The 14,155-nt window shown below is 45.0% G+C and carries 12 protein-coding genes; all 12 read left to right on the top strand.

Annotated features, from left to right (window positions below; translation table 11 throughout):
* Positions 1 to 221 precede the first annotated feature (221 nt).
* The 12 genes from NST47_RS19635 to NST47_RS19690 all read left to right on the top strand — a co-directional run bounded on the left by NST47_RS19635 (position 222) and on the right by NST47_RS19690 (position 14,148).
* The gene (locus tag NST47_RS19635; protein WP_341156629.1) at positions 222 to 998 is read left to right on the top strand and encodes a hypothetical protein; all 777 of its coding nucleotides are present in this window, start codon (positions 222 to 224) and stop codon (positions 996 to 998) included.
* A 31-nt stretch (positions 999 to 1,029) separates the two neighbouring features.
* A complete protein-coding gene (locus NST47_RS19640; protein WP_341156630.1) occupies positions 1,030 to 1,245 on the top strand; it encodes a discoidin domain-containing protein in 216 nt (71 codons plus the stop codon).
* Positions 1,246 to 1,426: 181 nt separating this feature from the next.
* A complete protein-coding gene (locus tag NST47_RS19645; protein WP_341156631.1) occupies positions 1,427 to 2,299 on the top strand; it encodes a hypothetical protein in 873 nt (290 codons plus the stop codon).
* Between the two features lie 344 nt (positions 2,300 to 2,643).
* Positions 2,644 to 4,257 carry an AraC family transcriptional regulator gene (locus tag NST47_RS19650; RefSeq protein WP_341156632.1) on the top strand — a complete coding sequence of 538 codons (1,614 nt, stop codon included), beginning with the start codon at positions 2,644 to 2,646 and terminating at the stop codon, positions 4,255 to 4,257.
* Between the two features lie 105 nt (positions 4,258 to 4,362).
* Positions 4,363 to 5,385 (top strand): ABC transporter substrate-binding protein, encoded by a 1,023-nt coding sequence (locus tag NST47_RS19655; RefSeq protein ID WP_341156633.1) that lies wholly within the window; start codon positions 4,363 to 4,365, stop codon positions 5,383 to 5,385.
* A 168-nt stretch (positions 5,386 to 5,553) separates the two neighbouring features.
* Complete coding sequence (locus NST47_RS19660) at positions 5,554 to 5,943, top strand: hypothetical protein (RefSeq protein WP_341156634.1); 390 nt, start codon at positions 5,554 to 5,556, stop codon at positions 5,941 to 5,943.
* Complete coding sequence (locus NST47_RS19665; RefSeq protein WP_341156635.1) at positions 5,873 to 6,418, top strand: ABC transporter substrate-binding protein; 546 nt, start codon at positions 5,873 to 5,875, stop codon at positions 6,416 to 6,418. Before NST47_RS19660 ends, NST47_RS19665 begins: the two co-directional genes overlap by 71 nt.
* A gap of 336 nt (positions 6,419 to 6,754) precedes the next feature.
* A complete protein-coding gene (locus tag NST47_RS19670) occupies positions 6,755 to 7,750 on the top strand; it encodes an ABC transporter substrate-binding protein (RefSeq protein WP_341156636.1) in 996 nt (331 codons plus the stop codon).
* 579 nt (positions 7,751 to 8,329) lie between these two features.
* Positions 8,330 to 10,630 (top strand): AraC family transcriptional regulator, encoded by a 2,301-nt coding sequence (locus NST47_RS19675; protein WP_341156637.1) that lies wholly within the window; start codon positions 8,330 to 8,332, stop codon positions 10,628 to 10,630.
* Positions 10,631 to 10,802: 172 nt separating this feature from the next.
* The gene (locus NST47_RS19680; RefSeq protein WP_341156638.1) at positions 10,803 to 12,251 is read left to right on the top strand and encodes a sulfatase family protein; all 1,449 of its coding nucleotides are present in this window, start codon (positions 10,803 to 10,805) and stop codon (positions 12,249 to 12,251) included.
* The gene (locus tag NST47_RS19685) at positions 12,196 to 13,236 is read left to right on the top strand and encodes an ABC transporter permease (RefSeq protein ID WP_341156639.1); all 1,041 of its coding nucleotides are present in this window, start codon (positions 12,196 to 12,198) and stop codon (positions 13,234 to 13,236) included. Before NST47_RS19680 ends, NST47_RS19685 begins: the two co-directional genes overlap by 56 nt.
* Before the next feature lie 15 nt (positions 13,237 to 13,251).
* Positions 13,252 to 14,148 carry a carbohydrate ABC transporter permease gene (locus NST47_RS19690; RefSeq protein WP_341156640.1) on the top strand — a complete coding sequence of 299 codons (897 nt, stop codon included), beginning with the start codon at positions 13,252 to 13,254 and terminating at the stop codon, positions 14,146 to 14,148.
* The last annotated feature ends 7 nt before the right edge of the window (positions 14,149 to 14,155 follow it).

Here is a 14,155-nt window from a genome sequence, read left to right on the forward strand (position 1 = left end):
CACAAGGTTATTCAAAATTTTAACATGTAAACGTATTCACAACCAACGTAAGATAAGTTCATTCCTATGATTTATTAACATAAATTACGACAAAACCACGATTATTCAAATTTATATTTGCTTTTTGTCTTGTTTTAATATCGTTCACTTACTATGCAGGTCCAGCTTCTGCGGCTGTCAAAACAGTTCCTGCCGGAGATGTAGCAACCTTCCGAACCTATTTGGCAAACGCACAGCCGGGTGACATTATTGAATTATCAGGCACTTTTAACGTGTCCGACGGTGCCATTAATACCTCGAATAGCGGAAGTTCAGGCAGCTACATTACCATCCGGGGGACCGGCAGCGGGGCAAACTTGAATTATACCGCTTCAGCCGGAAATGCGGCATTCGGGATCAAGCATAACTACTACAAGCTGGAAAACCTGACAATCAATTCGAACTCGAATTCAAACAAAGGGTTATTAATTGAAGCTTCCCACGGTTATGTGACGAACGTAACTGTGGAAAATACGTTGGGCGAAGGTTTCAAAATCCGCAAGAACAGCCAATACTGGTTACTTCAAAATTGCATCTCACGCTATACGGGAAAAGGGGGGAAATACGGAGAGGGCTTCTATGTGGGGGATGCTGATCAGAACTGGACAACAGCTCCAAATGCCGATGCAAGCGGGTACATCACCTTCTTGAACTGCACGGCCTTTGACCAAAACGACGGATTCGATTTTAAAGAAGGGACTCATCATATTAAAGTGATCGGAAGCACGGTTGATTTCAACAATACGGTTCCGGAGTCTACTGTAGGCGACAATGGTTTGTTTATACGAGCCAATAACGTGCAGGTCATTCAGTCGATAGTAAAAAATAACGGATCTTCCTCGGGGAAAGCTTTCCGTGGCAATAAAATTACGTCGTCGGATAGCCCCTCAACTTTTACAGAAATGACATGGAGTGGGGAGGGGAGGGGGGAACAGCATATAATAACGCTCCCAATCTAGCTCTGAATCAACCGGCCTCCGCATCGAGCCAGTGGAGTACGACCTACGTTCCGGCCAAAGCGGTGGACGGGTCAAGCTTCAGTCGTCTAGTGACGGCACAACCTTTAGCGACATTAGTAGCGGAACGACGATTGGGGCGATTAAGACCATTACCTTTGTTCCCGTAACCTCACGATATGTCCGTTTATATGTGGTTTCGGCTTCTGATGAGCCTAATATCAATGAATTTGAGGTTTATGCCAATTAGTTCGAATATGGGATACCTGAAAATACTTTTTGAAGATGCTGGAGAAATAATGAAATAGTTGGGATTCAAGTGGACTTGCTAGAAGAAGCTTTATACTAAGATCCGCATTTGTAACAGTTGCCCCTGGTCAAAACACCACGTATGATACAGCATCTTAACGATGTCTGGGGGGCTGAAAAAAATGAAACGATTGGTTGCCAAAAGCAAAAGAACTGGGTTTAGTAAGCCATTATTTAACCCCAGAGTCGTTACTCTATCAGCACGTTCAGCAGTATATAATATCGACAAGTCATCAGGAGATGTTGTCATTGTGTGCATTAGTGGCTTTCGAGGTGGAAATAGCAATGGAATGACCAGCCTAAGGGATACTTTAAGAGAAAAACTCACGGCAAAATACGGGATTAATCCGAACAATATTTTTCACATTAAATGGAACCAAGAAAATGACAGCAACCCTAGAAATATTCCTTTAATAAGTGACATAAACAAAGAAATGCTCAAACGTACTAAAAACCCAAGGTATGTCGCACTTATCGGACATTCATTTGGTGGGTGGGCCGCAAGTAGACTCTCCAGAGTGACTCTAAAAATCCCTGATTTTGTTGGTCTTGTTGATCCAGTTTACGGGTCTGCCAATACATTAAAAAAACCAGAAGATGTGCCCCGAGGAAAAAAGATTATAGAGTGGTTTCAAAATAACGGCATTACTGGATTAGCGAATTGTCCACCGTATTTAAGAGTGCCGTGTACATCCGATCGAGAAGGTTTTTCGTGTGGTTTTCAAGGTGTGCCAGGTGCAGTGCAAAGACCTGTTAAATACCTGCGAACTTGGAATGGAGCTAGAATCCCTTGCAGTAAAACCAATAATTCTCCACTTCTTGCCTATCATACGAGCATTGACGATGATCAAAGAGTTCATCATGAAATATTTAATCAAATAGATCGCGACTTAAGCAAGATTATTAAACAGAATTCAGTTCATAAAAGGTTAGTAACGGCAAAAATAAAGGTAAAGAGACGCTCTGATTTACGGTATGTGAAAGGGGATATATAAGCCGTTGCCGTTGAAAACCGAAATTTTTCTGGAAAGCACGCCACCTTTTTTAAATAAACAATTGGTTGTATGCCTATCCCATGTTATATTATTAATAATGATTCTCATTGTCATACAATTATTTGTAGGATAGGTTAGTTTTGTTTGAAAAATCTCCCGGAATTGTCGGGTGATATTCATCTGGGATCCACTGCGGTCCGTGAAATGGTAAAAAGAGAAGCTCTGACAACTTGCCATCACAGGCTGTCAGAGCTTTTTGATAGCTTTCGGCGACGAACATTGACTGAACAAGCACCCAACGTAACAACCATCTGTACCAGAGTAAATGAAGGAGGGCGGTTCTCATGTTGGAATCCCTTTTGTTTTCTAATGAATCTACAGGGAAAGAATGGCTCCTCCAAGTCCGTTTCAGCTTGACCCATGCGGTTAATAGAACCGATCATGCCCCTGGGTATGATTTGCTATTCAGCGAATGCCCGTCACATATGCTCATTACTGCGGCGAACCGGCATGGACATCTTGTCATCAACGGACTCGTATATGCTTTGTCGCCAGAGAAGGTCTATGTTATTCCTCCCGGACCAAGAGTGGAAACCGATTATTTAGCAGGCGGAGAGCAATCCTTATACCTGTTTCAGTTCGATATTACGATGCCAAACCCTACGAAGGCCCAACCGGATAATTCACGCCTGGAGCTCATGTCCGTCACGGTTCCTTCATCCGAGCGGCTGCTGGCGCTTTGCGGGAAAATCATCGATCACTGGTACACCAACGATCCCTATGACCGATTCGCCAGTCAGGGTGGTTTTCAAGATATGCTTCATTTGCTGTTGAAAAAGCCCGAACAACACGAAAATGCTATGGATCGGGTTCGCCAATATATGGAGCAGCATTATCCGGAGGCTGTTACGGTCGAAGATTTGGCGAGATTAGCGGGTATGAGCCGGTATTATTTCATGAGATCCTTTAAAGATCGCTTCGGTCAAAGCGCTATGGAGTATCTCACCCATATTCGGATCAACCGCGCAAAACAGTACTTGGAGGAAGGGGACACGCTGCGCGTAATTGCGGAAAAGGTCGGCTACAAGGAATCACAGTATTTCAGCAGCCAATTCAATAAGCACGTAGGCGTATCCCCGAGTATCTATATGGCTAATCGCAGCAACAAGATTGCTGCCTACAGCTGGCCCAACATCGGGCATTTACTGACGCTGCAGACCATTCCTTACGCCGCACCGATCGATCAGTCCTGGACAGATGAATACCGAAAAAAATATGGTTTCGACGTGAAAGTTCCTTTAAGTCACGACTATGATTTTAACCGTGAAGCGCTATGGCGTGCACGCCCGGATAAGATCGTCGCTTTGGAAGAGATGATTACGGACGATGAGAAAGTGAAGCTGCGCGAGATTGCTCCCGTCTTGTTCCTGCCTTGGCATCAAGAAACCTGGAGGGTTCATCTGCAGATGACTGCGCAATTTTTGGACCGGGAGAAGGAAGGGAACAAATGGCTGTCCCGATATGATGAGAAGGCAGCAGCAGTTCGAAAATCCGTTCCAACCATATTTAAGCAAGGTGCACTGCTTATTGTCAATTTCAGTACAAAAGGAATCAAAGTGTGGGGAAGAAGAGCCGGAACGGTCCTCTATGACGACTTGGAAATCGCCTATGCGAAAGGCGTGGAGCAGATCCGGTTTACCGAAATCGTATCAGTCGACCAGTTGGAGACTTTCAAGGCCGACTTGCTGCTCGTACATGTGATGAAGGATCCTGTGTCGGCAGAGCTATGGAAAAAAACGCAGTCGCTGGTTGCTTGGCAAAACCTCAAAGCCGTCCGAGACGGTCATGTTTACCAGACTTCAAGCCCGGCGTGGGTAGCCGAGCCGATCATGGAGTATACCGCATACCGGCATAATCATTTGCTCGATGAGCTGCAGCAGGTATTTAGTGCTCTATAAATCGAAAAATTTAGCATTTTATCGTATTCCTATCCATGCGCTGCCTGATATATAATCTCTCTATCGATAATGATAATTACTATCAATTAAGAGAGGAAACAATAAATGATACAAAGAGACTTACAAATCGCAGCATCACTTGCCGTCAAAGGACGAAGCAAACATAGAACATTTACCATGCTGTTGGCGATAATGCTGATTGTCGTACTGGTCAGCGCATGCGGAAATAAAGGTGCTTCCGAAGAAATGATCGGGACGGCTGAGCAGCAGCCCATTAAGATCAAACATGGCTTTGGCGAAACGGAAGTGCCCGTACATCCGAAGCGGATTGCGGTGTTCGGTCTCGAAGACATCATGCTATCGATGGATGTTCCGATGGTGTATGCCTATGATTTCAAGGGATATTATTTGGATGACCAAATACGGAAATTGAAAATTCCGGTATCGGAGAGCGCTGATTTCAAGCCTAATCTGGAAGCCATTCTGGAGACGGCTCCTGATTTGATTATCGTTCAGCAGTATTCCATCGATCAAAAAGTATACGACGACTTAAGCAAAATCGCCCCAACGCTAGCTTTTGCTCCGAGTGAGTGGAAGTCCTCCATCATCGAAATTGGCAAAGTTTTGGGGATTAAGGATAAAGCCCAAGCCGTAATTCAAAGTCACGAGAACATGCTGAAGCAAGCTAAAGAAAAAATCATGCAGACGGTGGGACCGGATAAAACCGTCGCCTACATCCGCCCTTCAGATAAAGATTTGCAGCTGTTTTTTCCGAGCTTCAATCTGGTTTATACCGATCTTGGTTTGAAGCCAGACGCAAGCGTCGCAACATTACAAAAGAATACGAAGGATGATTGGGGAATCAATTTGTCTCTGGAAGAGCTGCCTTCGATCACCGCGGACTATATATTCGCCATCTATGGAGGATCGATTGATACGGAAGAAGGATTTCAAAAAAAGGTGCAAGAATCCAATCAGATCGAAAAACTGCAGCTCTGGCAGTCCATTCCTGCCGTGAAAAACAATCAGTTCTTTAAAGTCTCCTCAAGGCACTGGATGTCTTCCGGCCCGATTGCGGAAAGCAGAGAGGTTGACGATGTGGTGCATGCAATTACCGGCAAACACTAGTGATTCCCACAACATACATGCTTATCCTGGGTCGCTTGTGCTGAAGCGGCCTTTTCTGTTGAATTTCATTCTGATAGTACACGATCAAGAACGGCGAACGCATCCTATTGAACAGTTGTACCAATCGATGTACGAACAATTATCAAATGTTGAAAAGAGGTCAAGATCATGTTTAGCCTAAAGAACAGCTTTATGCAAGCTTTTGTACTTATAACGATTATCGTCATTCTCTCCGCGTGCAGCAGGACATCGCAGCCTGAGACCGATGCAATGCATGCCGCAAAATCCGAAACCGGTGCGATAGCAGGAGTGAGCCCAACTAAAGTATATAAGGATGTGTTCGGCCGGGAAGTTACAATTCCAACACATGCCCAGCGGGTCGTGACGACGCAATATTTGCCCGAAATGCTGGCCTTGGGCGTCAAGCCGGTCGGTGCGGTATCGCATTTGCTTACCGGATTTGCTAAACAAAATCGCTCCGACCGTCATGGTGCAGTGGGAAGGTCAGGATGCATTCCAGCATTTCAAAGCAGTTGCCGACGTCCTGAGTCAAAATGAGAAAGCGGAAGCATGGATTCGTGCGTTCGATCAAAAGGTCAAGGATGTACGGACGAAGCTGGCCTCTCACGTGAAGGAAGGAGAAACGTTCGGTGTCGTGGTCATCGGGGGATACGAGAAAGGTCAGCTTCGGATTTACGGCGGCGGTAATGTCGGATATACCTTATTCGATGCTTTGAAATTCCCTATGACGGAGAAAGTCAAACAGGAAATGGAGAAAGGTGGCCATGAACTCGGGGTCAACATCTCGATGGAGCAGCTGCCTGAATATGCTTCGGCAGATCGATTGTTTGTGGTCAAGTTTAAAAATGATCCCGACTTTGTAAAAGAGATTGACGACAGCAAGCTATGGAACAACCTTCCCGCGGTAAAAAACAACAAAGTTTACACCGTTGACGATAAACTTTGGTTCTCTTACGACGTGATATCCATCAGCGCCCAGCTTGACGATGCCATCAAGCTCCTTAGCAAATAAAGCAAATAGGGTTAATACAGGTATCACATGGATGATGTGAAAGTTGCTTATAATCCGTAAGCCAGCCGTGTGCTGAAACGGAATTTAAGAGGTTGTCCCGTTAGCGGACAGCCTTTTTGTGTTTCTCTATGCTAGATTACACTAACCCATTCTGCCACATATGCTGCAACTTCAAGAAGAGTGGCTAGAAGTAAGCTGGAGAGACAAATTGACAATAGTTATGATAATGATTATCATTATCTGATGTAAATACTGCTGATATGTGGAAGCCCTCGAATTCGAGCTGGTCAATATTTCTCTTTATCACAATCTATTATCATATGTGGAGGTTACACCATGAATAAAAAACGCATATACCCATTGTTAGGACTGCTGTTAGGTGCTGCAATAGTAGGAGTCGGATGCTCAAGCACAACTGATAATAGCAAAGAAGGCAGCCATTCACCGTCTGCCTCTTCGGGATCGTCTGCAACAGCGAAGCCCGCTGCTGAACGTGTGATGAAGGATGCACTGGGTCACGAAGTGAGCATACCGGCAAAACCCGAGAGAATTATCGCCTCCTATCTTGAGGATCATCTAGTTGCTCTTGGAGTCAAACCGGCTGCCCAATGGTCGATCAACGGAAAGTCGGTGCAGAACTACCTTCAGAAGGAGCTGAAAGGGATTCCCACCATACCAAGCGACCTGCCATTCGAATCGGTCATGAGCTTCGCTCCGGATTTAATCCTCGTGGACAGTGCGGAGCAGGTAGCCGGGGACAAATATGCCCAATATGCTAAAATCGCACCGACATTCACCGTAGGGAGCGGCGTCAACAATGACTGGCGGCAGGAGTTCATGACTGTAGCCGAAGTATTGAATAAAAGTGAGGAAGCTAAGCAGATTTTGGTAAGCTACGATACAAAGGTGAAAGAAGCCAAGGAGAAATTGAAGCAGGAGATCGGGACCAAATCCGTGGCTGTTCTCTGGGTAACTAGCAAAAGTGTATATGTGCCTAACGAGAAGCTGTCCTGCGGTGACGTGCTGTACCGGGACCTTGGTCTTACCGTACCGGAAGAAATTAAGGAAATATCCAAGACAGCTACAGCCAACTGGAATCCTATTGCCATGGAGAAACTGGCTCAAATGAACATTGACTATATGTTTATTGTGAACAGCAAGGGAGTTTCGAATGCGGAGATCCTGAAGGACCCGGTTTGGGCCGGCATTCCGGCTGTCAAAAACGGGCAGGTATTCCAATATGACGATACTGCAAGCTGGCTGTATACAGGGATCATTGCAAATAGCCAGATGGTAGACAATGTTCTGGAACGTATCCTGAAGAAGACATAACACGATTATGAAACCTCTCTGTTGATGGTTCCCGATTATTTATGTATGGGGCTCAGTCAGTAGAATGCTGTGAAGTTTGCCAAAATCATTGCTCAGATCACCACATAGTTGTCCGATGACATCAGATTGATGAGAGGGTCTGCGTGGACAATGAACGCTCTTATACATGTTGTAACTAGTATAAGGGCGTTAGTTTGTCTATTGGGTTGTTTTCGTCCCCCGTTCTATACCAAGGACACCCCCTTCATAATCACACCCCGTTTAATCGCATCGATCAAAGTAACCATTTGTCAGCTTTGGCCATGTCGCTCCGGATTATATGACTTCCTGATTAAACGTATTGACGACATTGACAAGTCCGATGCCCATAAATTCTCCGGTTTCCGTCAAGGCTGTAATCGAATGGGGAAACTTGTATTTATCCGAGTCTCCTTAAACTTATCTTGTAGATCTCACACGATCTATTTATAATTACGATGTGGTTTGTTCTTTCCAAACCAACATACATAAACCCATCCATCCCATAGGTACATCTATCCCGCATTATGAATTTGACTTCAACAAGGAGGAATATCTTCAATGAATAAAGGACGGCATATTCGAATGGAGTCCTTGCTTATTGTTCGTTTTGTATTCCCGTTATTCATCATCCTCACTTTGTCACTGATTGTTGGGTTTTTAATATACCAACAAACTTCTTCAGTGCTGGAAGATGAGGTTAAGGCGTCCAACCGCCTATTGCTGGAACAGGGCATGAATGTGCTCGATAAAAGATGGGAAGACATCGATACGCAAATCAGGCGAATTACCAATGATTTGAAGGTGACCAGGCTGCAGCAGATCGATGATCCTTTTGGCGTCAATCTGTATCGAACTATCGAAGCAAGAGGACGGCTTCTTGAATATTATATTTCCAATGAATTGATTATGAATTATTTTATTGTATTTAAAAACAGCCAGCTCGTACTGAACAACGATTATACATCCAGATTAGACGATTTTTCCTCTGTACTTCAGTATCCGAACCAATCGGAAAATTTTTTGCAATCGTTAGTCGAGAATTATCATAATCGGGATGTTATCCCGGCAGGAAACGTCTCGCTTCATGGTACCCAGTATGAGTTGCTGACCTACCTTCGTTCTTTTGGTTTCCCCAACTACTCCAATGGGACTATCATCATGCTTATTAAAAACAACGAAATTACCAAGCTATTTAAAAGATTCGACACAGACGGCAGTTGGGTGTATATAGCAGATGAAAAGGGCGAAATCATTACGAGTGTCAAAGGGCCAAATGCCAGTCTGCCGCAGGAACGGCTTGTTTTGCCTTATAGCAGCGGGGTAATGAGCAGCAGTATCAATGGGGATGATATGATGGTCACGTATGTGACCTCTGCCTATAACGGCTGGACTTATGTAGCAGCCCAACCCTCCAAGGTGGTATTGGAAAAAATTACCTATATTAAAAATACGACGATTACCATCTTCCTTTTGTTTTTATTCAGTGGCAGCCTTATAGGCATCTATATGACTTATAGGAGCAGCATGCCTATTCGCAAGATCATACATACTCTGACTAACTACAGGATCATGCCTGACGATCCAAAGAGCGGTGCTTTCGGGATGATCAGCCAAAGCATATCCATGCTGATGACGAGCAACCAGGAGCTGCAATCAAAAATGGAGCGACAGCTGCCATTTCTGCGAGCGGCGTTCTTCGAGAGGGTGCTTAGAGGACAATTTCAATCGGATGCAGATATGGAAGCCGTTCGTACGCATGTTCGAGTGGATTGGGTGGGGGCAGCTTATCTGGTTGCAATCCTGACCTTCCCTGACAGGACGACGACAGCTGTTAATGCCGATCAAATCGAATATCTGAATCAGAAAAAACTGATTGCCAGTGAGATCGTAGTAGTGATGATCCCAGATGTTATTTTGCATGATGTGGATGTAGACAAAATTGCTTTGATCATGCAATTTACTGAGGACGAGCCTGCGAGCATATACGGGAAAGCTGCAGGGTACCTGGAGTCGGTACAGCTTCAAATCCAGGAGCAAGGCGGTATTTCGTCCATTATCTCGATAGGTAATTATTATCCACAAAGAATGGATATCACAAGATCTTTTTTTGAGGCCCAGCAAGCCCTTATCCGCAGCAAGGATAACCGCATCATCTGGTTCAAAGAAATTCTACCGAATCCAAGCAGCTATTATTATCCGGAAAATATGGAAACCCGACTGATAAACCTCGTGCGTACGGGGAATGAGGAAACGTTAACAAAGCTGCTTAGCGAGCTGCACTGGCATAATTTTGTGGACAGGAGTTTGCCTGTTCTTGTGCTTAAAGTCTTTTTGTTCGATTTTGCCGCAAGTGTATACAAGACTTCAGGTGAAATCGGCGAAGTGACAGGTGTGGAGACAGCAGCAGTAGCAGCAGCAAGTATCTTGGATAAAGTGGAAAGTATTGAGGCTCACTATATCCAGCTCAAAAATAAACTAGAAGAAATGAGCAGATCAGTTCGCCATAAGCAAAATGATCGGCAGCAGCAATGGTTTCAAGATGTTATAGCGTTTGTTGATCATCAGTATTCCGATCTGCAAATGTCTCTTGCCTTGTTGGCAGAACGCTTTAATGTGACCGAAACTTATTTGTCCAGATTGTTTAAAGAAAAAACCGGGATCAATTTCTTCGACTACCTCGAAAGCCTGCGGATCGAACAGTCCAAACAGTTGCTGATTACGACAGGGCTTACGGTTGGGGAAATCGCACTCCGTGTAGGCTATAGCTCCTCCAATACGTTCGGACGTGCCTTCAAACGGACTGTGGGTATAAGCGCACTGGCTTTTAGAAATGGAAACAGTGGGGAAATGCAAGAATAGCAGGGTCTGCAGTAATTGCACATAAGCCAAAAGCAAGTATTGCAGAGTCTGCAAATCCTTCATGTTTACACTAGTTTCCAGGCTCTGTATATTATAGATGTCCCGGGATGGATGAAAATGTTATCGCTTTCATTTTGGATTTTTTGGATTAATATTAAACGGAGGGCTTAAGATGAGCGAACCTAATATTTTATGGATTTGCACAGATCAGCAGCGTTTTGACACCTTGGGCTGTTACGGAAATTCATTTGTTAAGACGCCAAACATTGATCGCCTCGCGCAAAACGGCGTATTATTCGAAAATGCCTTCTGCCAGGCAACGGTGTGCACGCCTAGCCGAGCGAGTTTTTTGACCGGTCGTTATCCACGCACGACCCGTTGTCGGCAAAATGGACAAAACATTCCGGAGGACGAAATGCTTGTCACACGGCTGCTTGCAGACGCAGGTTATGTAGGTGGTCTGTCAGGCAAGCTCCACTTGTCCGCTTGTAATCCAAGCGTCATGCATGGAACAGAGCGCAGAATAGCAGATGGCTACTCGCAATTTCACTGGTCCCATCATCCGGACAATCACTGGCCAACCAATGAATATATCCAATGGCTGCGCGCCAAAGGTAAAACCTACCAACCAGTGCAGACAGAAGGAAGCCGTTATGTCGAGATCGGTCCCGATGCAGAAGACCATCAAACGACCTGGTGCGCGGAAAAGGCGGTTCAGTTTATCGAAGCGAATCAATCCTACGAGCAGCCTTGGTTTTTTTCTGTCAATATGTTTGACCCGCATCACCCGTTTAATCCTCCTCGGGCCTATCTTGAGCGATATATGCAAAAGCTGGATGAAATTCCGCTGCCTAATTATAAAGAAGGTGAGCTGCAGGAAAAGACTTATTTCCAACAGTTTGACCACAACGGGGCTTATGGGAATGAAAGATTGCTGCCCTTCTCCCAGATGAATGAGCAGGACCACCGGATGCTAAAGGCTGCCTATTGGGCGATGATCGATTTGATCGATGAGCAGGTTGGTCGAATGCTGGAGGCGTTGGAACGCACTGGACAGCTGGAGAATACGATAGTCATCTTTATGTCGGACCATGGTGAGCTGCTGGGCGATCATGGTATCTACTTGAAGGGGCCATTTTTCTATGAGCCGTCGATTCATGTACCATTGATCATATCTTGGCCAGGCCATTTTCAATCGGGAGTACGCAGTCCTGAGCTTGTTGAGCTTGTCGATTTGGCTCCTACTCTTTTGGAAGCGGCAGGCTTACGCATTCATCCCGGTATGCAGGGGAAGTCATTTATGCAGCTGCTTACCGTAGAAGCGATAGATTCCAAAGCATCGCATCGCAGTGATATTTACTGTGAGCATTATAACGCTAGTGCGAAGCAGAATGGTATCGGAGGCTTTGCTACTATGGTGCGAACCGACCGGTATAAGCTGGTATCTTATCACCGCCGTCATGAAGAGGAGCTGTATGACCTCCAGGAGGATCCGAATGAAAGACGTAATTTATGGATGGATGAGAACTATTCAGAAGTAAAGCTGGATATGATGAAACGATTGTGTGATCGAATGGCTGAAACTGTTGATCCGCTACCGGAACGATTGGCTGTATGGTAGCAATGGCGCAAGAATTCAGGTCGGTAATAACAATAAACGGATGACATCTGCTCAGGAGGTGGTCACTACGAATAAAAATCGAATTTCACGCCAGCTTCTGAAGGGATGGCAGCTATACTTATTGCTGATACTTCCACTCCTTTATTTGGCTTTGTTTCGCTATGCACCGATGTATGGGGCTCAAATTGCTTTTAAGAACTATTCGATAACGAAGGGTATTATGGAAAGTCCGTGGGTAGGCATTGCTAATTTTTCTCGTTTTTTTCACTCGTATGATTTTTGGCGAATTTTAACCAACACGCTGCTGCTAAGCTTGTATCATTTGCTGGCGACCTTTCCTTTTCCAATTTTACTAGCGTTGGGCCTCAATTATATTCATCATGCCAGGTTTCGTAAAACCTTACAACTCGTCACGTATGCACCGCATTTTATTTCGGTTGTTGTCATGGTGGGACTCATTCTACAGTTTCTTTCTCCACGTATCGGGCCGCTCGCTTCGTTAAGCGAGTGGTTAGGCTTCACAATGCCCAATGTAATGGGTGACCCGGACTGGTTCAAATCGGTCTATGTATGGTCGGATGTTTGGCAGCATACGGGCTTTTCCTGCATTATCTTCCTTGTCGCTTTGGCTGGCATCGACCCGGCTCTGCATGAGGCTGCGCTGATGGATGGGGCGTCCAAGGTAAGAAGGATGTGGCACATCGATCTCCCGGGCATTATGCCGATTGCGATTATTATGCTGATCCTGAATGTGGGCCATATATTTGATCTGGGGTTTGAAAAGGTTTTGCTTATGCAAAATCCGCTGAATACAAGAACCTCGGAAATTATCGACACCTATGTATTTAATGTCGGGCTGAAGTCGGCGGTACCTAATTTTTCCTATGCTTCGGCCATCGGGTTATTTAAAAATGTGATCGCGTTTATTCTGGTTATGTCCGTTAACCAGCTATCCAAAAAATTTGGCCAGTCTAGCCTTTGGTAACAGGAGGAATGGAACATGGAATCGTCGTTTTTAAGAGAATCAAGGGGTGATCGTTGGTTTAATATCATTAACTATACGTTTATGGCCTTGCTCCTGATTATCGTGTTATACCCTGTAATATTTGTGGTAAGCTCTTCATTCAGTAATAAAGATGCCGTCTCTGCAGGGCAGGTGCTGCTGTGGCCGGTTGGATTTAGTCTTGAAGGCTATCAAGCCGTATTTCGCGATCCAGCAGTGCTGAGATCCATAGCGGTTTCAATCGGCTATACGGTTGCCGGTACGTTAATTAACGTGACTCTGACGATTATGGCAGCATATCCGTTATCACGTCGGGATTTATGGGGGCGTAACTGGCTGATGGGTTTGTTTGCTTTCACGATGTTTTTCAGCGGAGGGCTTATTCCAACGTACTTACTCGTCAAAAATCTGGATTTGCTCAATACACCTTGGGCGCTTCTGCTGCCAACTGCTCTGAGCATTTGGAATATGGTGATTACCCGGACTTACTTTATGACGACCATTCCCGATGAGCTTCTGGAAGCGGGGCAAATCGATGGTTGTAACGATCTCATTTTCCTATGGAAGGTCGTGCTTCCGCTTTCCGGTCCGATTACCGCAGTGATTGCTTTATATTATGGGGTAGAGCATTGGAATCAATACTTCAATGCGTTGCTTTACTTAAAGGAGCCGAAGCTTTATCCGCTCCAACTGGTGCTTCGGGAAATTCTTATCCGGAGCCAGATGAGCTCTGAAATGATGGGGGATTCGGCCCAAATGGCAGAACAGGCCGGTCTTGCAAATCTGCTTAAATATTCATTAATTGTAGTAGCTACTGCGCCATTAATGCTGGTTTACCCTTATGTGCAGAGGTTTTTCGTTAGAGGTGTAATGATTGGGGCTTTAAAAGGATAATGAACTT

It is taken from the genome of Paenibacillus sp. FSL H8-0034 (assembly GCF_038000305.1).
Taxonomy (GTDB): Bacteria; Bacillota; Bacilli; order Paenibacillales; family NBRC-103111; genus Paenibacillus_S.

Excerpts from the sequence above, each read along its gene's own strand:
- NST47_RS19665 (WP_341156635.1), top strand. The coding sequence starts at position 5,873 with ATGGTGCAGTGGGAAGGTCAGGATGCATTCCAGCATTTCAAAGCAGTT.
- NST47_RS19660 (WP_341156634.1), top strand. The coding sequence starts at position 5,554 with ATGTTTAGCCTAAAGAACAGCTTTATGCAAGCTTTTGTACTTATAACG.
- NST47_RS19680 (WP_341156638.1), top strand. The coding sequence starts at position 10,803 with ATGAGCGAACCTAATATTTTATGGATTTGCACAGATCAGCAGCGTTTT.
- NST47_RS19645 (WP_341156631.1), top strand. The coding sequence starts at position 1,427 with ATGAAACGATTGGTTGCCAAAAGCAAAAGAACTGGGTTTAGTAAGCCA.
- NST47_RS19650 (WP_341156632.1), top strand. The coding sequence starts at position 2,644 with ATGTTGGAATCCCTTTTGTTTTCTAATGAATCTACAGGGAAAGAATGG.
- NST47_RS19655 (WP_341156633.1), top strand. The coding sequence starts at position 4,363 with ATGATACAAAGAGACTTACAAATCGCAGCATCACTTGCCGTCAAAGGA.
- NST47_RS19690 (WP_341156640.1), top strand. The coding sequence starts at position 13,252 with ATGGAATCGTCGTTTTTAAGAGAATCAAGGGGTGATCGTTGGTTTAAT.
- NST47_RS19670 (WP_341156636.1), top strand. The coding sequence starts at position 6,755 with ATGAATAAAAAACGCATATACCCATTGTTAGGACTGCTGTTAGGTGCT.
- NST47_RS19675 (WP_341156637.1), top strand. The coding sequence starts at position 8,330 with ATGAATAAAGGACGGCATATTCGAATGGAGTCCTTGCTTATTGTTCGT.